General features: G+C 71.8%; 19 protein-coding genes. 15 read left to right on the top strand and 4 right to left on the bottom strand.

All coding sequences use genetic code 11. The annotated features are described in order from the left end of the window. Positions 1-79: 79 nt before the first annotated feature. Both NH602_RS07230 and NH602_RS07225 read left to right on the top strand, forming a co-directional pair. Positions 80-253, top strand: coding sequence for a hypothetical protein (locus tag NH602_RS07230; protein ID WP_253067370.1), 174 nt, complete (start codon positions 80-82; stop codon positions 251-253). 311 nt (positions 254-564) lie between these two features. Beyond that, complete coding sequence (locus tag NH602_RS07225) at positions 565-957, top strand: hypothetical protein (RefSeq protein ID WP_253067369.1); 393 nt, start codon at positions 565-567, stop codon at positions 955-957. Positions 958-1,060: 103 nt separating this feature from the next. Here the strand turns inward: NH602_RS07225 and NH602_RS07220 are convergent, their stop codons facing one another. The 4 genes from NH602_RS07220 to NH602_RS07205 form a co-directional block, all read right to left on the bottom strand. Then, positions 1,061-2,242 carry a DUF418 domain-containing protein gene (locus tag NH602_RS07220; protein ID WP_253067368.1) on the bottom strand — a complete coding sequence of 394 codons (1,182 nt, stop codon included), beginning with the start codon at positions 2,240-2,242 and terminating at the stop codon, positions 1,061-1,063. A gap of 865 nt (positions 2,243-3,107) precedes the next feature. Next, positions 3,108-4,106: an ABC transporter substrate-binding protein gene (locus tag NH602_RS07215; RefSeq protein WP_253067367.1), complete on the bottom strand. Its 999-nt coding sequence runs from the start codon at positions 4,104-4,106 to the stop codon at positions 3,108-3,110. Between the two features lie 170 nt (positions 4,107-4,276). Continuing rightward, on the bottom strand, positions 4,277-4,789 hold the full coding sequence (locus NH602_RS07210; RefSeq protein ID WP_179760117.1) for a hypothetical protein: 513 nt from the start codon (positions 4,787-4,789) through the stop codon (positions 4,277-4,279). Positions 4,790-4,796: 7 nt separating this feature from the next. Continuing rightward, positions 4,797-6,491 carry a thiamine pyrophosphate-binding protein gene (locus tag NH602_RS07205; RefSeq protein ID WP_253067366.1) on the bottom strand — a complete coding sequence of 565 codons (1,695 nt, stop codon included), beginning with the start codon at positions 6,489-6,491 and terminating at the stop codon, positions 4,797-4,799. Positions 6,492-6,655: 164 nt separating this feature from the next. On the opposite strand from NH602_RS07205, the gene NH602_RS07200 reads away from it, so the two are divergent. The 13 genes from NH602_RS07200 to NH602_RS07140 form a co-directional block, all read left to right on the top strand. Continuing rightward, positions 6,656-8,026: an SLC13 family permease gene (locus NH602_RS07200; protein ID WP_253067365.1), complete on the top strand. Its 1,371-nt coding sequence runs from the start codon at positions 6,656-6,658 to the stop codon at positions 8,024-8,026. A gap of 80 nt (positions 8,027-8,106) precedes the next feature. Continuing rightward, positions 8,107-9,576, top strand: a complete 1,470-nt coding sequence (locus tag NH602_RS07195; protein ID WP_218899202.1) for an aldehyde dehydrogenase family protein — start codon at positions 8,107-8,109, stop codon at positions 9,574-9,576. A gap of 105 nt (positions 9,577-9,681) precedes the next feature. Beyond that, entirely contained in the window at positions 9,682-11,064 is a 1,383-nt protein-coding gene (locus NH602_RS07190) for a Rieske 2Fe-2S domain-containing protein (protein ID WP_073575175.1), read from the top strand. Next, positions 11,061-11,669 (top strand): 3-phenylpropionate/cinnamic acid dioxygenase subunit beta, encoded by a 609-nt coding sequence (locus NH602_RS07185; protein ID WP_073575176.1) that lies wholly within the window; start codon positions 11,061-11,063, stop codon positions 11,667-11,669. Before NH602_RS07190 ends, NH602_RS07185 begins: the two co-directional genes overlap by 4 nt. Beyond that, positions 11,666-12,001: a hypothetical protein gene (locus NH602_RS07180; RefSeq protein ID WP_179760123.1), complete on the top strand. Its 336-nt coding sequence runs from the start codon at positions 11,666-11,668 to the stop codon at positions 11,999-12,001. Before NH602_RS07185 ends, NH602_RS07180 begins: the two co-directional genes overlap by 4 nt. After that, entirely contained in the window at positions 11,998-12,801 is an 804-nt protein-coding gene (hcaB, locus tag NH602_RS07175; protein ID WP_073575178.1) for a 3-(cis-5,6-dihydroxycyclohexa-1,3-dien-1-yl)propanoate dehydrogenase, read from the top strand. The genes NH602_RS07180 and hcaB overlap by 4 nt, the downstream gene beginning before the upstream one ends. Positions 12,802-12,833: 32 nt before the next feature. Continuing rightward, complete coding sequence (locus NH602_RS07170) at positions 12,834-13,028, top strand: ferredoxin (protein ID WP_010223632.1); 195 nt, start codon at positions 12,834-12,836, stop codon at positions 13,026-13,028. Beyond that, positions 13,028-14,272, top strand: a complete 1,245-nt coding sequence (locus NH602_RS07165; protein ID WP_253067364.1) for an NAD(P)/FAD-dependent oxidoreductase — start codon at positions 13,028-13,030, stop codon at positions 14,270-14,272. Before NH602_RS07170 ends, NH602_RS07165 begins: the two co-directional genes overlap by 1 nt. After that, complete coding sequence (locus tag NH602_RS07160; RefSeq protein ID WP_253067363.1) at positions 14,269-14,997, top strand: class II aldolase/adducin family protein; 729 nt, start codon at positions 14,269-14,271, stop codon at positions 14,995-14,997. Before NH602_RS07165 ends, NH602_RS07160 begins: the two co-directional genes overlap by 4 nt. An 86-nt stretch (positions 14,998-15,083) precedes the next feature. Beyond that, positions 15,084-15,875, top strand: a complete 792-nt coding sequence (locus NH602_RS07155) for an IclR family transcriptional regulator (protein ID WP_073575181.1) — start codon at positions 15,084-15,086, stop codon at positions 15,873-15,875. 52 nt (positions 15,876-15,927) lie between these two features. Further along, positions 15,928-16,641: a class II aldolase/adducin family protein gene (locus NH602_RS07150; RefSeq protein ID WP_073575182.1), complete on the top strand. Its 714-nt coding sequence runs from the start codon at positions 15,928-15,930 to the stop codon at positions 16,639-16,641. A gap of 3 nt (positions 16,642-16,644) precedes the next feature. Then, positions 16,645-18,573, top strand: coding sequence for an FAD-dependent monooxygenase (locus NH602_RS07145; protein ID WP_073575183.1), 1,929 nt, complete (start codon positions 16,645-16,647; stop codon positions 18,571-18,573). Positions 18,574-18,664: 91 nt separating this feature from the next. After that, positions 18,665-19,239 (top strand): enoyl-CoA hydratase/isomerase family protein (locus NH602_RS07140; RefSeq protein ID WP_253067362.1); only part of this gene is annotated, 575 nt, incomplete at its 3' end.

The raw sequence follows: 19,239 nt of genomic DNA, 5'->3' as shown, positions 1-19,239 counted from the left end.
CGGAACCCGATCCTCCATGTCCGTCCCCGTGCGACTTCTCGCCCGCCGCGCCGCCTCGGCAGCGGCCACCACCGGAACAGTGACCACGGACCCCACCGTCGTCACCTCCGACAACAAGGCCGACCAGCGGCCGGCCGAGCCCGGCGGCGACCGCGACGGTATCCCGTTGCCATGGAGCCGGGAAGGCGCTGGGGCCGCCCCGCTGCACCGCCGGTTCCTGCCGCGCCCCGGCACCTCGACCGGCGCCCGGTGACCGGATGCACCGCCGTTCTCGGCGATACTCCCCGCTGTCGCGGGTACAGGACGACGATGTGGACCAGGAGCTGGAAGCCCACGGGGGGCGAGCCCGTCAGTACGCCGCCCGGTCGGTCCGACGCCCCCGCCTGCGGTGCCCGGGCGGCACGAGACCGCCTCTCGCGTCGGTACAACGCCGGCCTGCATCGGAGCGCGACCCGGGATCACGACATGGACCGTCCTCCGGCTGTGGTGCGACGGTCCGGTCCGCCGCGTTCGGGATGTCTGCCGGAACCGACCTCGGCCGCAGGGACCCGGCGGTAGGCGACGATGGAAGACAAGCCGAATCCCGGCCGCAGGACGTACTGGGGCGCGCGATATACCCGCAGCTGGTTCACGATGCTCGTCGGGGCACCCCTGGCGGTCGGCGTCTACCTGTCGATCCTGCAGAACACGTCGGCATGGCTGGTGCTCGCGCCGATCACCGTGGTGATCATCGCAGCGCTGTGGCTGGTGCCGGTGGCGGTCGTCTCCGACAGGGGCATCCGGTTCGTACTGTCGGGCACGGCCCTGCCCTGGTGCCGGGTGGCAGCGGTACTCGACCCACGTCCCGGGGACGAGGTGGTGCGGCTCGAGCTGATCGACGGGCGCGTCGTCAGGGTGCCTGGCGTGCCGCCGAGCGCAGCACCCTACCTCCGGACGCTGCGCTCCGGTGGGTCCTGAGCGCACGCGCCGCCACCCGCCGTCCGCTCCGCGTCGCGGTGCGGACTCGTACCGCCTGCAGCTCCGGAACACGCAGGGCTGCTGACGCGCCCTGCGCACGTGGTCAGGCAGTCGCCGGGCGTGGAGCAGCCCGCCCGGCGCCGTAGGTGAGGCGGCGCAGCAGGGCCTCGGCCGGCCCCCGCCGGCCCGCGCGATCCAGAGCAGCGGCGACGACCACGGTGGCCATCCAGGTGGCGACGGCGACCGCGGCAGCCGCGGCGGCGCCGAGCCGGCCGCCGAGGTCGAGCAACGCCGGCTCGGTGGCGACGAACCAGACCGGCGACTGCGCGATGTAGAACGTCATCGACCGGCGACCGCAGGCGACCAACGCGTTCGTGACCGGTCCGCGCCGCCGGCCGAGGCGGTCCGCCACGAGCGCGATCGCGGCCGTGAAGGCCAGCCCCCCGGCGATACCGGTCGCCGCGAACGTCGCCTCGGTCAGCACACCGGCCACGACCGAGTCCGGGGCCCACACACCCACCGCCTGCAGCGCGACCGGCTGCGCGCCCAGCACCGCCACCGGGAAACCGACCAGCACGACCCGGGTCAGGAGACGCCGGTAGCGGTCGGGTTGCTCGAGCAGCCGCATCCGGCCGGCCCAGACCCCGATCAGTACCGCGGGCGCGACGCTCACCCCGGCGAGGGGCAGCACCACGAGGGCAGACGCGCGCAGCACCGCGCTGTCGAGCAGGGTCGCCCCGACGGCCAGCGGAGCGTCCGCGGCGAACTGTTGCAGGGCAGTAGCAGACGCGACCCCGAACACGAGCGTGACCACGAACACCGTCCACAGCCGACGGCCCGACCAGGTCACCACACCGGCGAACAGCAGGGCGAACACGCCGTAGGAACCGATGATGTCACCGCTGTAGAGCAGGACGACGTGGGCGATGCCGAACACGACCAGCCAGGCACCGCGCCGGCGGATCAGCCGCCGTGCGTTCGCGGGGTCCCCGCCCGGGCCGGTCTGGCGCCGGGTCATCTGTACGAGGCCGTAGCCGAACAGGAGCCCGAACAGGGGCGCGGCCCGCCCGTCGACGACGGAGGTCAGGAGCCACTGCACGGCGACGTCCACCGGGCCGCCACCGGCAGGCCTGGCGAGCAGGTTCCCGCCCGCGTGCAGCATCCGGGAGTGGGCGAGGGCGATGAGCAGCAGCATCACCCCCCGCGCCAGATCCGGCGCCAGGAGGCGCTCCGAATCCGGTGTCGGGGAGACCCCACCGACCGCGGTCCGACGGGTTCGCGACATGGGACGCACGGTATTGATCTCATCCGATTCTGCGCATCGTTCCGGCGGAGGACCACGCCCCTACGAAGGGAGGAACATCGTTCGCTCCTCGACCCACCTGTCATCGGCACACCGGGCCGGGTCCCGGTGCCGCGGTCCGTTCGAGCGTCGGGACGAAGGTCGGGGTGGTGGCCGGCCATGCCGGGGAGGCACGGGCCCGTTCGGGTCGCCGGTGCGGGCGAAGGCGGCCCAGTAGGCGATCATCTGCACGTCCAGCTGTTGCCGGCCGGTGCCGGTGTGGACGGTTGGCCGGGGAAGGCAAGGGTGCATACGACGTCGGAGCCGTGGGCCGCGGTCGGGCGGGACACCGTCTCACCGCTCAAAGGTGGGTGCTGGGGATCGGAGAACAGGTAGGTCGAGACAGGTGCGGTACGGGCGTAGTCACGCTCCAGGCCGCCGTGGTCGACCAGGCCACGGAGTAGGAACACACCGGATCTCAGCCGACCCGCTCGCGGGTGTGAACTCGTGTCCAATCCGATGGCGTAGCGGGTGCTGCCGGCCAGCCCGAGCGCAGCGCTGAGAGAGACCCAGTTCGGATCGCGCACGGCCCCTCCATCTCGCGTCCCTCCTGCGGTACCGCGTCAGCGTTCGACTGAGCGCCACGGCGGACCTCCGGGCAGAGAGCCCTCGCCCACGCGAGCCGTCGAGCACAGCCCGACACGGCATGCACCATGCCCGCCGAGGTCCGGTGGGCACCACCTCGAGGGGGTGTCCACGCCGTCCTGGCCGACTTCACCCTGCCGCCGCCCGGGCTGAACGGACCTACCCGAGCGGAGGCTCCACACCGGTCGTCTGCTCGATGGCCTCCACGAAGCGGCCACGCAGTTCAGATGACGTAGGCCTCGTGTGTCTCGGGCGCGAAGAGCTCAGCGGGGGCGAGCTGGCGGTCGGTCAGGCCCTGCTCGTATGCATAGCGAAGGAAAACGTCCAGCGTCCGGCGGTTCGCATCGAGGCCGTAGGGCCAGAAGTCCCGGCCCAGCAGCGTTCGGGTCCGCTCGACCTCGTCGTAGAGCCAGGGGACGGCGTAGGGGTTCGCCGCCGTTTCCGCCATGCGCTCCATCGAGAGCGACTTGGCCTGCTCGAACGCACTGAGCAGGGAACCGGCCAGCCAGGGCCGCGCCTCGTAGACGTCCCGCCGCAGGACCACGGTGTGCATGATCGGGAAGATCCCGGTGTCCCGGGCGTACTGCTCCTCGACCGCGCGGGGGTCGGCGAACAGGCGTCGCACCTCGGGCCGGCCCTCGAGCACCGGGCGTGGCGTGCGGGGTGCGTAGAGCGCGTCGATCTCACCGGTGACGAGCATGTCCACCAGCGTCCGGTCCGGAGCGATGGGTGCCACGTCGATCTCCGGCGGCAGGTCCAGGGCCTGCTTCTCGACCCGGCCCGGCGAGTGCATGCCACCGGTCCGGTACCGCACCGACGCCACCGGGACATCGTGCCGGTCGGCCAGGATCCCGCGGATCCACACCACGGCCGTCAGCTGGTACTCGGGCACGCCGACCGTGCGGCCGACCAGGTCCGACGGGTTCTCGATCCCACTGTCGCCGTTCACGTAGATGCCGTGGTGCCGAAACGATCGCGAGGGGAACGCCGGGATCGCGATCAGACCGCCGGCGTCCGGTGCGGCCGCGACTGCGGTCGCATAGGACCCCAGTGACATCTCTGCTGCGTCGAACTCCCGGTGCCGGAGCATCCTGAAGAAGGTCTCCTCGACCGGGAGGCTCAGATAGGTGAGGTCGACGCCGTCGGGCCGGACGGTGCCGTCGGCCAGCGCGCGGGTCCGGTCGTAGTCCCAGCAGGCCAGGGTGAGCGGGACGCGGCTCATCGGGGACCTCCGGGTCCGGGGCGCCCCGCGGCGCGTCGCCCGCTCGTCTCGCAGGTCATGTCTTCCTCGCAGATCATGTGCAGCTCCTTCGGGGGGGGCGGATCCGGGTCGGGCTCGTCGCCGTCGTTCGTGCGACTGCCGGAGTCGGTGAGCACCGCCGGGAGGGCGGGTCAACGACCGCACCGACGGAGCATCGCGTTGACCAGCGGAATGCCGACGTACACCGCCAGCGGGACGAGCACCATGCTGGTGACCAGGGACTGGGCGAGCACCGGCAACGTCGTCACGACCGGGCCGGCGGTGGCGGTGAACAGCAAAGAGAACGGGAACAAGCCGGCCCAGACCACCACGGCCGTCCGCCACCGGGGCGGCGCACCGGAAGGCTGCGCCCGGCCGACGGTGACCGGGGCCGGTGCCCCGTCGGTGAGCAGGTCGGCGGCAGCCAGGCACCGGGCCCGCGAGGCGCTCGCCTCCCAGACGGCGAGCGTGGCCGCGCTGTCGAAGACCAACGCGACCGTGACGGCACCGTCGTCGTGGCGCTCGACCTGCGAGTCCAGGTGGCCGAGGACGCGGGAAGCCTCGGCGCCGAGCTCCGCCGCCCAGGCGTGGAGCTGCTCGTGACGCCCGGGCAGAGGCCGGCGGGTGGCCGACACCGTCACCGGGAGCCGCAGCGTCTCCGACACGGCGGACTCAGCGGGCTGCCGGGGGCAGCAGCCCGGGCGGCAGCCCGTACATCTGGTCCTGGACGACGTCCACGATCGCCGGTCCGTCCTGGGCCAGGGCCTTCTCCAGCGCCGGGCCGAGCTCGTCGTCGGCCGTCACCCGTACGCCGTAACCGCCCAGGGACCGGGCGAATTCGGCCAGGTCGGGATTGCCGTAGAAGACCCCGAGATAGCGCCCGGCATGCGCCGCCCGCTGCCGGTCGCGGGTGTTGCCGTAGGCGCTGTTGTTCATCACGACGTTGACGACCGGGATCGACTCCCGGACACAGGTCTCGAAGTCCTGGGCGACCATCCAGAAGCTGCCGTCCCCGCTGACCGCGACCACGCGCTGGCCGGGGCGGGCCAGCGCCAGCCCCATCGCGGCGGGAAGGCCCCACGCCATCGCCCCGCCCGCAGAGCCGAAGAACGACCCGGGGCGGTGCAGGCGCAGGTAGCGGTGGCTCCACGGGCCGAAGCTGGGCGCGTCCTGCACGAGCAGGACGCCGTCGGTGTCGGCGATCCCTTGCAGGGCGGACACCGCGGCCACACTGCTCACGCCCCCGGCGGGATCGTCGTCGGCCAGCGCGGGCGAGGAGAGGGAGGACGCCCGTTCGTACGACTCCCGCAGAGCACTGCGGCGATCGGCGCGGCGCGCGGCCAGGTCCGGTGCAGTCCCGTCCACAGCCTCGGTCAGCGCCCGGGCGGCGAGCGCGGCGTCGGCCACGATGCCCACCTCCGGCAGGTACACCCGCCCGAGCTCCTCCGGGTCGACGTCGACGTGGACCAGCCGGGTGTCCGACGACACCAGGGTCCACCGCTTGGTCGTGAACTCGGAGAACCGGCAGCCCAGCGCGACCAGTACGTCGGCGTCGCGGACCACGTCCTCGGTCACCGAGTGCGCGCCGTAGCCCAGCGCACCGAGGAACGCGGGATGGTCGTGCGGGACGGAGCCCTGCCGCAGCCATGTCGTGAGCAGCGGAGCTCCGAGCCGGTCGGCGAGCTCGAGCACGGCGGCCGGGTCCCCGCCACCACCACCGCCGACCAGCACCACGGGGCGCTCCGCGTCGCGCAGGAGCGCGACCGCGTCCCGCACCGCCGCGGGAGCCGGGCCCGGCGGGTGGTTCCGTGAGTGCACGGCCGGGCGGACTGCGTCGTCCACGACGTCCTGCAACACGTCCAGCGGCAGCGACACCACGACAGGTCCCGGGCGGCCACCGACGGCCGTGCGGACGGCACGTTGCAGCAGCTCCGGTACCCGTTCCGCCTGATGGATCTCGACGGCCCACTTGCTCATCGGCCGGAACGTGGCGACGACGTCGGACTCCTCGAACGCGCGGCGCTCCACGACCCCGGCAGACACCTGCCCGACCAGCAGCACCAGCGGCACCGACTCGTCGTAGGCGTTCTGCACGGCGATCGCGGCGTTGGCCGCTCCAGGGCCACGGGAGACGAGACAGACCCCGACCCCCGCACCGGACCGGGACACACCATCGGCCAGGAAACCCGCCACCTGCTCGTGACGGGTCGAGACGAACCGGACGGCCTGCTGGCGGGCCAGACTGTCGATCAGGTCCATGACCGTCGTCCCCGGCACCCCGGCGACCAGGTCGACCCCCTCTGCAGCCAGGCACTCGACGACGAGGTCCGCCCCCGTCCGAGCCGTGGCCCCGTCCTCGATCTCCATGGATCCCCCTGTCGCCGGGCTTCCCGTGTGTATTGACACAGTCGTGAGTTTGGCAGAAAGTCCTTCTGCATCACAGAGGAAGTTTCCTTCCTGCGGCGAACAACCTCGAAGGGCGGGACCGTGCCGTCCCGGTCGCCGCGCGACCCACCGTCGGCGGGAGAGCCGTGTCCATCCACGTCATCGGCGTCGTGGCCCTCGTACTCGTGTTCATCGTGGGCACAGTCCGACCGGTCAACATCGGCGCACTCGCACTGATCGCGACATTCCTCGTCGGCACCCTCGTCGTCGGCGAGAGCCCCGACGAGGCGATCGCGGGATTCCCCCCCGATCTGTTCGTCCTGCTGGTCGGGGTGACCTACCTGTTCGGCCTGGCCGCGGTGAACGGGACCCTGGAGTGGCTGGTCGATCGAGCCATCGGGCTGGTGGGCGACCGCCCCGTCCTGGTCCCGTGGCTGATCTTCGCCTTCTCCGCGATCCCGACCACGGCAGGCGCACTCGGCCCGGCAGGCGTCGCCATGCTGGCCCCGCTGTGCATGCGCCTGGGTGAGCGCTACGGGATCGACCGCCGGATGGCGGCGTTGATGGTCATGCACGGCTCGTGCCTCGGGAACTTCTCGCCGCTCAACGGCCTTGCGGTCATCGTCCGCCAGACCGCCGAGAACAACGGACTCCAGGTCTCCGCCGCCGAACTCTTCCTCGGCAACGCGGCGTACAACATCATGCTGGCCGTCGTGATCTACCTCTGCTTCGGCGGTCGTGACCTGCTGCGCCGGCGTCACGAGCAGGCGACGAGCGTCGCTGCGCTCGTCCGCGCGGGCTGTGCCGGGACGCATGTGGCCGATGGCGATGCGACGAGCAGCGCGGTCGACGCCGGGCACGGCGGGGCGGCCTCGGGCACGACCTCCACGAGGCCGTCCTTGGACGTCCCGGATCGCACCCGGCTGCGCCTGGACCAGATGGTGACGATCGTCGTCATCGTCGCCGTCGCCGTCGGTGCCCTCGTCCTCGACCTGGAGATCGGGTTCCTGGCCCTGATCGCGGCGGCGCTGCTGCACCTGACGTTCCCGTCCCGTTTCCAGCTGGCCGACAAGCGGATCGTGTGGTCGGTGGTGCTGCTCATCTGCGGCATCGTGACCTTCGTCGGGGCACTGCAGCGCTACGGCACGGTCGACGTGATCGGCGGCGGGATCGCCGCGCTGGGTGCGCCGCTGCTCACCGCGTACCTGCTCTGCCTGGTGGGCGCGTTCACGTCCGCGTTCGGCTCCAGCGCCGGCCTGCTGGGAGTCCTCATCCCGCTCGCGGTGCCGTTCCTCGTCCAGGGCGAGGTCGGTGTGACCGGAATGATCATCGCGCTGTCGATCTCCGCGACCGTCGTCGACTCCACCCCCTTCTCCTCGGTCGGAGCACTGACCCTGGCCACCGCGCCGGAGCAGGAGCGGCGGCCGTTGTTCCGCACGATGCTCGGCTGGGGCGCGGCGATGGTGGTGACGGCACCGGTGATCACGTGGCTCCTGTTCGTCCTGCCCACGAGCTGAGCCGACCCGGGGAGACACCTCCTCCTGCCGCACGTCGGCGACGACACGCCGCCGGCTCGTTCTTCCGGAAGGACTCACCCATGACCGTGTCCGACACCCCTCGCGCCGTCGTCGACGGCCGTTTCGAGGTTCTCCTGGGCGGTCGGCCGCTGGGCGGTACGGCCCGCTACGAGGTGGAGGACCCGACGACCGGCGGCATCCTGACCGACGCCCCGGACTGCTCGGTCGAGGAGGTGGACCGGATCGTGGCCGCCGCCGCCGGGGCACAGCGCGCCTGGGGATCGCTCCCGCCGAGGGCGCGCGCGGCGACGGTGCGCGAGTTCGCGGCTCTACTGCGGGCACACACCGACGAACTCGCCACCCTCGACGCGGTCGATGCCGGGTTCCCGCTGCCGGTCATGCGGGCCGACGTCGACGCGGCGGCGACCCTGCTCGAGATCATGGCCGACCACGCCCTGGCCCTGGGTGGGGCGACCTACCCGCTGTCGCAGAACCTGCACTACAGCCTGCAGGAACCCTACGGGGTGGTGGGCCGGATCGTCCCGTTCAACCATCCGCTGTTCTTCGCCGCCGGGAAGGTCGCCGCTCCCCTGGTCGCCGGTAACGCCGTCGTCCTCAAGGCTCCCGACCAGGCGCCGTTGTCCTCGCTCCGAATGGCCGAGCTCGCCGCCGAGGTGTTCGGGCCCGACCTGTGCGCCGTCGTGTCGGGTCGTGGCGCGGTCAGCGGACGGGCGCTGGTCAAACACTCCTTGATCCGCAGGATCGGCTTCATCGGGGCACCCGACACCGGGCGGCTCATCCAGCGCGAGGCCGCGGAGTCCGGCGTGAAGTACGTGACCCTGGAACTCGGCGGTAAGAACGCCCTGGTCGTCATGCCCGACGCCGACCTCGACGCGGCGGCGGCGAGCGCCGTCTCCGGGATGAACTTCACCGCCACCGCCGGACAGTCCTGCGGATCGACCAGCCGGCTGCTGCTGCACGAGTCGATCGCGGACGAGGTTCTGGCCTCCGTGGTCGAGCAGGTGCGCGCCGTCCGGGTCGGGCACCCGCTGACCGACGGGACCCAGATGGGCCCCGTGATCGACCGCAGGCAGTACGACAAGACGCTCGGTGCGATCCACGCCGCGACCGATGCCGGCGCCGAGGTGGTCGCCGGTGGCGGGCGCCCCGACACCGTCGGCGAGCAGGGCTGGTACGTCGCTCCGACCGTGCTCACCCACATGGCACCGGACAACCCCGCCGCCATGGAGGAGATCTTCGGCCCGGTGCTCTCGGTGCTCACGTTCGCCGACGAGGCCGAAGCGGTCGAGATCGCCAACCGCACCGACTACGGCCTCACCGCCGGGGTGTGGACGAGCGATGTCACCCGCGCGCACCGGATGGCCGGGCGACTGCAGGCCGGCTACGTCTGGATCAACGGCAGCTCCCGCCACTACTGGGGACTCCCCTTCGGCGGGACGAAGTCCTCCGGCGTCGGGCGTGAGGAGTCCGTCGAGGAACTGCTGTCCTACAGCGAGACCAAGGCCGTGACAGTCGCTCTGCAGGGCTGAACCCGGTTGACGCACCCAGAGCAAGTTGCTCTACTGAACAGAGATGAACTCTTCTAAGCAGAACACGCACCGGGGCGGCCCACGGGCGCCCGAGGGGACGGATCGATGACCGACCAGACCGACGTTCTCGACGCCGTGCGTCGCGGGATGATCCCCGCGCACGTCTACAACGACCGGGAGATCTTCGAACTCGAGAAGGAGCGCGTCTTCTCCCGAGCGTGGGTCTTCGTCGGGCACGAGTCCGAGATCGCCCGGCCCGGCGACTACGTGGTCCGCAGGGTGCTGGAGGACTCGTTCATCGTCACCCGGGACGAGCAGGGCGAGATCCGCGCGCACTTCAACATGTGTCTGCACCGGGGCATGCAGGTCTGCCGCGCCGAGATGGGGAACGCCTCACACTTCCGCTGCCCCTATCACGGCTGGTCCTACCGCAACGACGGCCGGATCGTCGGCCTGCCGTTCCACCAGGACGCCTACGGCGGCGAGGCAGGCTTCAAGCGCAAGGGTCAGCGGCTGCTGCCGGCCCCGAACCTGGCCACCTACAACGGCATGATCTTCCTCAGCATGGACCCGCAGGCTCCTCCGCTGGAGGAGTTCCTCGGTGACTTCCGGTTCTACCTGGACTACTACACCAAGCAGAGCGCCAGCGGCATCGAGCTGCGCGGCCCGCAGCGGTGGCGGGTCAAGGCGAACTGGAAGATCGGCGCGGAGAACTTCGCCGGCGACATGTACCACACCCCGCAGACCCACACCTCGGTCGTGGAGATCGGCCTGTTCCGCGAGCCCAAGGCGGAGAAGCGCAAGGACGGCGCCACCTATTGGGCCGGGGCCGGCGGCGGGACGACCTACAAGCTCCCGCCGGGCACCCTGGACGAGCGGCTGCGCTACGTCGGCTACCCCCAGGAGATGGTCGACCGGATGACGCAGCAGTGGTCGCAGGATCAGCGTGATCTCGTCGGCACCGACGGCTTCATGATCAGCGCGGCGTCGATCTACCCGAACCTGTCGTTCGTGCACAACTGGCCCCGGGTGGCCGAGTCGGACGACGTGCTGCCGTTCATCTCGATCCGGCAGTGGCAGCCGATCAGCGAGGACGAGACCGAGGTGCTGTCCTGGTTCGCGGTCGACGCCGAGGCCCCGGAGGAGTTCAAGGCGTTGTCCTACAAGGCCTATCTGATGTGCTTCGGCTCGACCGGCATGTTCGAGCAGGACGACGTGGAGAACTGGGTCTCGCTCACCAACACCGCCGCCGGCTCGATGGCACGGCGGCTCCAGCTCAACAGCCGGATGGGGATCCTCGAGGACGACACCGAGGTCGTCCCCCAGCTGACGCCCGAGCAGTTCCACGGCCCGGGCTCGGCCCACACGGGCTACAGCGAGTACAACCAGCGGGCACTGCTGCATCGCTGGGCCGACGATCTGGCGACCCCACAGGCGACCGCCGGCACCCTGACCGTCGGTGAGCCTGAGGCGGTGACCCCGGCATGAACAACCCGACCACGACCGCACCGACCGGTCCCGGGACGCATTCGTCGCGGTCCGCCCTCGGCGGGCACGCCTCCCGCGTGCAGCGCACCGGGACCACCATCGGCTTCGGCGACGAGCGCCACCTGACGGCCCACCAGTGGCTGGTCGACGAGGCGTGGCTGCTCGACGCCCAGGCCTACAGCGAGTGGCTCGACCTGCTCACCGACGACATCCACTACCTGATGCCGGTACGGGTCACCACCGCCCTGGGCGCCGGTTACGACACCTCGCCGGGCATGGCCCACTTCGACGAGGACAAGTACTCGCTCTCGCGCCGGGTGGCCCGGTTCCTCACCGAGCACGCCTGGACCGAGGACCCCCCGTCGCGGCTGCGCCACCACCTGAGCAACGTGCGCACGTTCGCCGCCGACGACCCCGATCACCTGGTGGTGGAGTCGGCGACGCTGCTGTTCCGCAACCGGGGCGACGTCCGCGAGGGTTCGTTCGTCTCCGCCGGGCGCGAGGATCTGCTGCGCTCCACACCCGAGGGCTGGAAGCTGGCCCGCCGCACGATCCTGGTCGACGACTCGGTCATGCGGATGCAGAACCTGGCGATCTTCCTGTGACGCTGGGGTGGGAGGGCGAGCAGGCCGACGCGCGGGCCGCGCGCCGGGCCGCGTCCGAGCACGCCGAGCTGCTGGAGAACGCCGCCGGCGAGCCGATCACGGTGGCGAACGAGTTCGCCGAGGTCCGGGTGCGTCTGGTCCGCACCCGCAACGGGGCGCGGCTGCTGGTCGAGTCGCCCAAGTCCGGGCAGTGGGTCACCCTGTGCCCGCTCGAGCTCGAGTCGCTGACCTGGCAGAACACCGCCACGTTCTCCGCGATGATCGGCACCCCGTTCGCCCCGTTGATCCCCGACGAGGACACACCGCCCGCACCGAGCGGGGTCGACTCGTGACCGGGTGGCTGGAGGGCAGGCGCGCCCTGGTCGTCGGGGCCGGGTCGGGCATCGGCCGCGCGGTCGTCGACGTGTTCCGAGCCGAGGGCGCCCGGGTCGCGGTCCTCGAACGGGACGCCGAGAAGTCGGCCGCCCTCGCGGCGGCCCGACCCGAGGTGCCGGTCACCGTCGGCGACGCGACGACCCGCCACGACAACGACCGTGCCGTCGCAGCCGCGGTGGAGGCCTTCGGTGGGCTGGACGTCCTGGTCAACTGCGTCGGGGTGTTCGACTTCTACCGCAGCATCACCGAGCTCGACGCCGACGTCCTGGACACCGCCTTCGACGAGATGTTCCGGACCAACGTCCTGAGCCACCTGCACTCGGTGAAGGCGGCGCTGGGTCACCTGCAGGAGTCCGGACGCGGGGTCGTGCTGCTCACCGAGTCGACCTCGTCCTACTCCCCCGGCCGCGGCGGGGTCCTCTACATGTCCTCCAAGTTCGCCGTCCGCGGACTGGTCACCGCCCTCGCCCACGACCTGGCGCCCGAGGTACGGGTCAACGGCGTCGCGCCCGGCGGCACGGTGGGCACCGACCTGCGCGGACTGCCGAGCCTGGGCACCGCCGACCGCAGCCTCGGTGACACCCCCGGCCGGGAGCAGGAGCTGGCCGCCCGGGTGCCGCTGCAGGTGGCGCTGTCCGGCGAGGACCACGCCTGGAGCTATGTCTTCCTCGCCTCCGAACGCGCGCGCGGCATCACCGGCGGCGTCGTGCACCCCGACGGCGGAACCGGCGTCTCCGCGCCGCGAAAGCGTTCGTGACAAACCCGACCCACCCCACAGAGAGGACCACCATGGCCCGGCTACTGGCCGACGTCGAGGCATGCCAGGGATACGGCAACTGCATCACCGGCGCCCCGGACGTCTACGACATCGACGACGACGGCAAGGTCGTGCTGCTCCGGACGGAGATCGCCGACGAGGACCGCCCGCGGGTGCAGGAAGCGGCCCGCAGCTGCCCGGTCGACGCGCTGGGCATCGAGGACTGATGGACCGGGCCACCGGCACCGTCGTCGTGGTCGGCAGCTCCGTCGGCGGCGTACGCACCGCGCAGGCGATGCGCACCGAAGGATTCACCGGCCGGATCGTGCTGGTGGGGCAGGAGGCCGACCTCCCCTACGACAAGCCGCCGCTGTCCAAGCAGCTGTTGGCCGGTACGTGGGACACCGACCGGATCACGCTGCTCGGCACCGCGGCCGCCGAGGCGGCCGGCATCGAGCTGCGGTTGGGCGTCGGCGCGGCGCGGCTCGACGTCGCCGGCCGGCGTATCGAGCTCGCCGACGGCACGGCGCTGGGCTACGACGCCGTCGTCCTCGCCACCGGAGCCGACGCCCGGCCCTCCCCGTGGGTCGCCGGATCCGGGGTGCACGTGCTCCGTTCGCTCGCCGACGCCACTGCGCTGCGCCGTGATCTCGGCGCGCAGGGCCCCGTGGTCGTCGTCGGCGGCGGTTTCATCGGGGCCGAGGTGGCCGCGACCGCCCGCGCACTGGGCCGGGAGGTGACCGTCGTCGATCCGCTGCCGGCTCCGATCGGCCGGGTGATCGGCGACGCCGTGGCGGAGCACGTCACCACGCTGCACCACCGGCACGACGTCGCCACCCGCTTCGGGGTGGGCGTGGAGGACGTGCGCGGGCGGCCCGGAGACCTGCGGGTACGGCTCACCGACGGCACCGAGCTCGACGCGGCCACGGTGGTGGTCGGGATCGGCGCGATCCCGAACGATGCCTGGCTGCAGGACTCCGGCCTGCTGGTCGACGACGGCGTCGTCTGCGACGAGCACGGCCGCGCACCGGGATCCCCCGACGTGTACGCGGTGGGCGACGTGGCCCGCTGGTACCACCCGGGCCTCGAGAAGCACCGGCGCGTCGAGCACTGGACCAACGCCGTCGAGCAGGCCGCCGTCGTCGCGCACAACCTTGTGCACCCCGACGACCTCCGCGCACACCGCCCGGTCGAGTACGTGTGGAGCGACCAGTACGACTGGCGGATCCAGATCGTCGGACGGCCGGGCGCCGCGACCCGGCACGAGCTGCTCGGCGACCTCGACGGCGCGCAGGCGCGCGGCGCCGCGGTCTACACCGACGACAGCGGCCTGCTGTGCGGTGCGATCACGGTGAACTGGCCGAAGGCGCTGGTCGTCTGCCGCAGGCTGATGGGCACTGCCGCGACGTTCGACGACGCCGTGGCCCAGCTCGCCGGGCTCCCGGCCCGCCGCGCGGCGAGCACGTCGTGACCGACCCGAGCACGGAGCTGGCCCCGCTCCGCTGGCAGGTCGCCGACGCCTGCCGGGTCCTGGCCGCTCGCGACCTGGCCCCCGGCTATCTCGGACACATCAGCCTGCGGATCGACGAACGCCGGCTGCTGGTGCGCTGCCGGGGACCGCAGGAGCGCGGGCTCGCCTGGACCACGGCGCAGGACGTGCACCTGGTCACGCTCGACGGCGAGCCGGGCACCCCGGACGAGCTGCAGGGGTGGGACCCTCCGAACGAGCTGCCGCTGCACGCCGAGGTGCTCCGGACCCGGCCCGAGGTCACAGCCGTCGTACACGCACACCCGGAGACGGTGGTCGCAGCCGACCTCGCCGGGCTGGGTATCCGCCCGATCATCGGCGCGTTCGACATGCCCGGCACGAAGCTGGCCCACGCGGGTGTACCGGTGTATCCCCGCGCGGTACTGATCCGCAACCGCACACTGGCCGCGGAGATGCTGGCCGCCATGGGCAGCTGCCCGGTGGTGCTGCTGCGGGGGCACGGTCTGACCAGCGCCGGCGCCGGCGTGCCGGAGGCGGTACTGAACGCGGTGTCGGTGGAACGGATCGCGCGGCTGTCCCTGACCGTCGTCTCGGCCGGCGGGCGGCTGCGGGACCTGCCCGAGGCCGACATGGCCGAGCTGCCCGATCTCGGCGGCTCGTTCAACCATGACACGGCCTGGCGGCACGAGCTCGCACGGTTGGCCTGACATGAGCGAACACCGGAGTTCGGACCCGGCCACCACCCATGCCGAGTGCGACTCTCTGCACAGCAGACATCGCGTAGGGTCGTGCCATGGACGGAGTCGAGGGCTTTCCGCCCTCACCGGAGTACGGCGAGTCGCCGCGGTATCCGATCGAGTCGGTCGACAACGCGTTGCGGATCCTGCTGCTGCTCGGCGAGCGACCGCGGCTGCGGCTCACCGACGTCAGCCAGTATCTCGACGTCGCCTCCTCGACCGCGCACCGATTGCTGATGATGCTGCAGTACCGCGGGTTCGTGCGGCAGGAGCCCAGCACCCGCGGCTACATCCCGGGGCCGACGCTGGACGGGCTCGCCTTCGGCGTCCTCCGTCGGCTCGATGTACGCACCCGCGCGCGGCCGGTGCTGGAGAGGCTCAACGCCGACCTGAACGAGACGGTGCACCTGGGCCGGCTCGAGGGCAGCGACGTGCATTTCATCGATTCGATCGAGAGCGGCCGGGCGCTGCGCGTCGGGGGCCGGCTGGGCCGGACGATGCCGGCGCACTGCACGTCCAACGGCAAAGCGATGCTGGCCACCCTCACCGAGGCGGACCTGTTCCGGATCTACCCCGACGAGGAGCTGACCCGCCTGACCCCCAACTCCGTGGGGACCCGCACCGACCTGGTGCGCGAGCTCGCCGAGGTTCGCAGCCAAGGTTTCGCGACCAGCCAGGAGGAGAGCGAGGAGGGCGTGAGCTCCCTCGCCGTCGCGCTGTCCTCCGGCCCGACGCCGCTGGCCGTGACGGCCTCCGCCCCGGTCAGCCGGATGACGGCCGGTACCCGCGAAACCGTCCTCGCGCAGCTGCTCGCCGCAGCCGAGGAGATCGACAAGCTCCTGCTCTGACGCTCCACATCGTGGGGCGAAAGACGTCCACACGATCGGAGACCGCACCCGCATGACCATCGAGTCCGTAACCCCGGCGACGACCGACCTCCGCCAGCTGGTGGCCACGTCGTGCCGGGTGCTCGCCGCCACCGGCCACCACGACCTGATCTGGGGGCACGCCTCGGTCCGCGACCCGCACGGCCGCGGCGTCTGGCTCAAGACCGCGGAGTGGGGGCTCGACGAGGTCACGCCGGAGCGGGTGCACCTGGTCGCCCCGTCCGGAACGGTGCTCGAGGGCGACGGCGCACGGCACAGTGAGTACCCGATCCACACCGAGATCATGGCGGCCCGCCCGGACGTCGGCGCGGTCGTGCACACGCACCCACCACATGCCGTCGCCCTGGCCGCCAGCGGGCAGGACCTGCGCCCGGTCAGCCACGCGGCCAACTACTTCGTTCCACCGGCGGTCCCGCGCTTCACCGATACCGCGGACCTCGTCCTCACCCCGGACCTGGGCCGATCGGTCGCGCTCACACTCGGCGACGCCCGGGCGGTGTTCCTGGTCAACCACGGCATCGTGGCCGTCGGTGCAACGCTGCCGGCGGCCACCGTCGCCGCGGTGCTGCTCGAGCAGGCGTGCGAGCAGCAGCTGCGCACGCACGCCGCCGGTGGATGGCCGACCTGGTCGCCGCCCGAGGAGTCGCTGGCCAAGCGGGACCACATCTACAACGACCGCGCCGTGCAGGCAGCCTGGGACTACCTCGTGCGCCGGTGGGGAGGCTGAGCCATGCAGTTCCATCTCGACGGCTACCGGACAGGCGATCCCCTCGTCGAGGACGCGCACCCGTCGGTACGGGAGCGGCCGTCCGGCCTGCCGGACGAGACCGACGTGTTGATCGTCGGCTGCGGTCCCGCCGGTCTCGTCCTGGCGGCGCAGCTGGCCAACTTCCCCGACATCCGGACGGTGGTGGTCGACCGCAAGGACGGCCCCCTCGAGGTCGGACAGGCCGACGGGGTCGCCTGCCGCACCGTCGAGATGTTCGAGGCGTTCGGCCTGGCCAACCGTTTGATCGACGAGGCGTACCGGGTCAACGAGGTCAGCTTCTGGCGTCCGGACCCGGAGGACCGGTCCCGGATCGTGCGCGCCGGTCGTGTCGACGACGTCGAAGAGGGCCTCTCCGAGATGCCGCACGTGATCGTCAACCAGGCCCGGATGCTCGCCCACCTGCGCGAGCACATGGAGCGGTCGGCGAGCCGGACGACACCGTTCTACGGCCTGCAGGCCGGCGACATCGATATCGACACCAGCGGCTCGTCCGACCACCCGGTCACCGTCGAGCTCGTGCACCTCGAGGGCTTGCAGCCGACCGGTGAGTCCTCGACGATCCGGGCCAGGTACGTGGTCGGCTGCGACGGATCGCGCAGCGGTACCCGCCAGGCGATCGGCCGCAGCCTGGTCGGCGATCCGATGAACCAGTCCTGGGGCGTCCTCGACGTCCTGGCGGTGACCGATTTCCCCGATATCCGCCTCAAGTGCGCCGTCCACTCCGCCAACGACGGCAACATCCTGATCATCCCGCGGGAGGGCGGCTACCTGGTCCGGCTCTACATCGAGCTCGACAACGTCCGCGACCGGGACATGCTCCGGAACCAGGACGCCACCCCGGAGAAGCTCACCGCCGTGGCGAACCGGATCCTGCACCCGTACACCCTCGAGGTGCACGACGTCGGGTGGTGGGCGGTCTACGCGATCGGCCAGCGCCTGTGCGACAAGTTCGACGACGTCCCCGCCGGCGAGACCGACACCCGCCTGCCGCGGGTGTTCATCGCCGGCGACGCCTGCCACACCCACAGCGCCAAGGCCGGGCAGGGCATGAACGTGTCGATGGCCGACACATGGAACCTCGGCTGGAAGCTGGGCTCGGTGCTCCGCGGAACGGCCCGACCCGAGGTCCTGCACACCTACAGCCAGGAGCGCCAGGAGGTCGCCCAGGAGCTCATCGACTTCGACCGCGAGTTCGCCGCGATGTTCAGCGCCCGCCCCTCGGAGTCCGACGCTGCCGACGGGGACGGCGTCGACCCCGCCACGTTCCAGCAGTACTTCCGCGACCAGGGACGCTTCACCGCGGGCGTCGCCGTCCGCTACCCACCGTCGATGATCACCGCGGCCGGGTCGTCCCAGCACCTCGCCCCCGGGTTCCCGGTCGGGATGCGGTTCCACTCCGCCCCCGTCGTCCGGCTGGCCGACGCCGCACCGATGCACCTCGGACACGTCGCCCGGGCCGACGGCGCCTGGCGCCTCTACCTCTTCGCCGACCGGGCGGATCCCGCCGCCACCCGTTCCGCGCTCCGGCAGCTGTGCGAGGTCCTCGGCTCGGACCGGTCGGCACTGACGCGGTTCACCCCCGCAGGCACCGAGCCGGACTCCGTGATCGATGTCCGGGCCGTGTTCCAGCAGCACCACCGCGACCTGGCCCTTGACCGGATGCCTGCGGTCCTGTTGCCCCGCAAGGGCAGGTTCGGCCTGGTCGACTACGAGAAGATGTTCTGCCCGGACCCCGCCGAGGACGACGTCTTCGACATCCGGGGCGTGGACCGCGAGACCGGATGCATGGTTCTCGTCCGCCCGGACCACTACGTCGCGCACGTACTCCCCCTGCACGGACACGAGGAACTGACCGATTTCCTGTCCGGAGTCCTGCTACCGGCGCGATGAGCTCCGATCACCCCTCAGCCGGCGGGTTCCTGGGTGAGGGCGGTGGGACGTACTCGACCCGACCTCGTCTGTCGACTACATTCTATAGAGTGTGACACCAGCTCCCGAGGATCCGCTCGTCGTCGACGGCTCGGCCGGACTGACGACGTTGCGTCTGCAGCGGCCGCACCGCCGCAACGCGCTCGACCACACCCTGCTCGAACGCCTCCTGTCCGAGCTCCGCGCGGCGGCCCGGCGCGGTGACGCCGCACTCGTCCTGACGGGCGGGGACTCCTACTTCTCCTCCGGTGGCGACGTCGCCTCGATGCCCTCCGCCGCGGACGGGCTGTTCGGCCCCGCCTCGCGGCTCGCCCTGGTCCACGAGGTCGTCGAGACGATCGTGCGAACCGACGTCGTGGTGGTCGCCGCGGTCGAGGGCTACGCCGTCGGTGCGGCCTGGGGCCTGGTCCTAGCCTGCGATCTCGTCGTCGCCGCAGAGGACGCCTTCTTCGCCGCCCCGTTCGCCGCGCGCGGCCTCACCGCCGACGCCGGTACCGCCTACCACCTCCCCCGCCGCCTCGGCCCGCAGCGCGCGGCCCGCCACCTGCTGCTCGGCGAGCGGCTCAGTGCCCCGGCCGCGGCCGACGCCGGCCTGGTGAGCGAGGTCGTCCCCGCCGGGACGGCGAC

Source organism: Pseudonocardia sp. McavD-2-B (assembly GCF_024124365.1).
GTDB lineage: Bacteria > Actinomycetota > Actinomycetes > Mycobacteriales > Pseudonocardiaceae > Pseudonocardia > Pseudonocardia alni.
The sequence above is the reverse complement of the archived record's forward strand: the minus strand, read 5'-3'. Positions and strand labels throughout refer to the sequence as shown.

Excerpts from the sequence above, each read along its gene's own strand:
- NH602_RS07195 (WP_218899202.1), top strand. The coding sequence starts at position 8,107 with ATGACCGTGTCCGACACCCCTCGCGCCGTCGTCGACGGCCGTTTCGAG.
- NH602_RS07165 (WP_253067364.1), top strand. The coding sequence starts at position 13,028 with ATGGACCGGGCCACCGGCACCGTCGTCGTGGTCGGCAGCTCCGTCGGC.
- NH602_RS07215 (WP_253067367.1), bottom strand. The coding sequence starts at position 4,106 with ATGAGCCGCGTCCCGCTCACCCTGGCCTGCTGGGACTACGACCGGACC.
- NH602_RS07185 (WP_073575176.1), top strand. The coding sequence starts at position 11,061 with ATGAACAACCCGACCACGACCGCACCGACCGGTCCCGGGACGCATTCG.
- NH602_RS07225 (WP_253067369.1), top strand. The coding sequence starts at position 565 with ATGGAAGACAAGCCGAATCCCGGCCGCAGGACGTACTGGGGCGCGCGA.
- NH602_RS07170 (WP_010223632.1), top strand. The coding sequence starts at position 12,834 with ATGGCCCGGCTACTGGCCGACGTCGAGGCATGCCAGGGATACGGCAAC.
- NH602_RS07145 (WP_073575183.1), top strand. The coding sequence starts at position 16,645 with ATGCAGTTCCATCTCGACGGCTACCGGACAGGCGATCCCCTCGTCGAG.
- NH602_RS07155 (WP_073575181.1), top strand. The coding sequence starts at position 15,084 with ATGGACGGAGTCGAGGGCTTTCCGCCCTCACCGGAGTACGGCGAGTCG.
- NH602_RS07220 (WP_253067368.1), bottom strand. The coding sequence starts at position 2,242 with ATGTCGCGAACCCGTCGGACCGCGGTCGGTGGGGTCTCCCCGACACCG.
- NH602_RS07190 (WP_073575175.1), top strand. The coding sequence starts at position 9,682 with ATGACCGACCAGACCGACGTTCTCGACGCCGTGCGTCGCGGGATGATC.
- NH602_RS07205 (WP_253067366.1), bottom strand. The coding sequence starts at position 6,491 with ATGGAGATCGAGGACGGGGCCACGGCTCGGACGGGGGCGGACCTCGTC.
- NH602_RS07150 (WP_073575182.1), top strand. The coding sequence starts at position 15,928 with ATGACCATCGAGTCCGTAACCCCGGCGACGACCGACCTCCGCCAGCTG.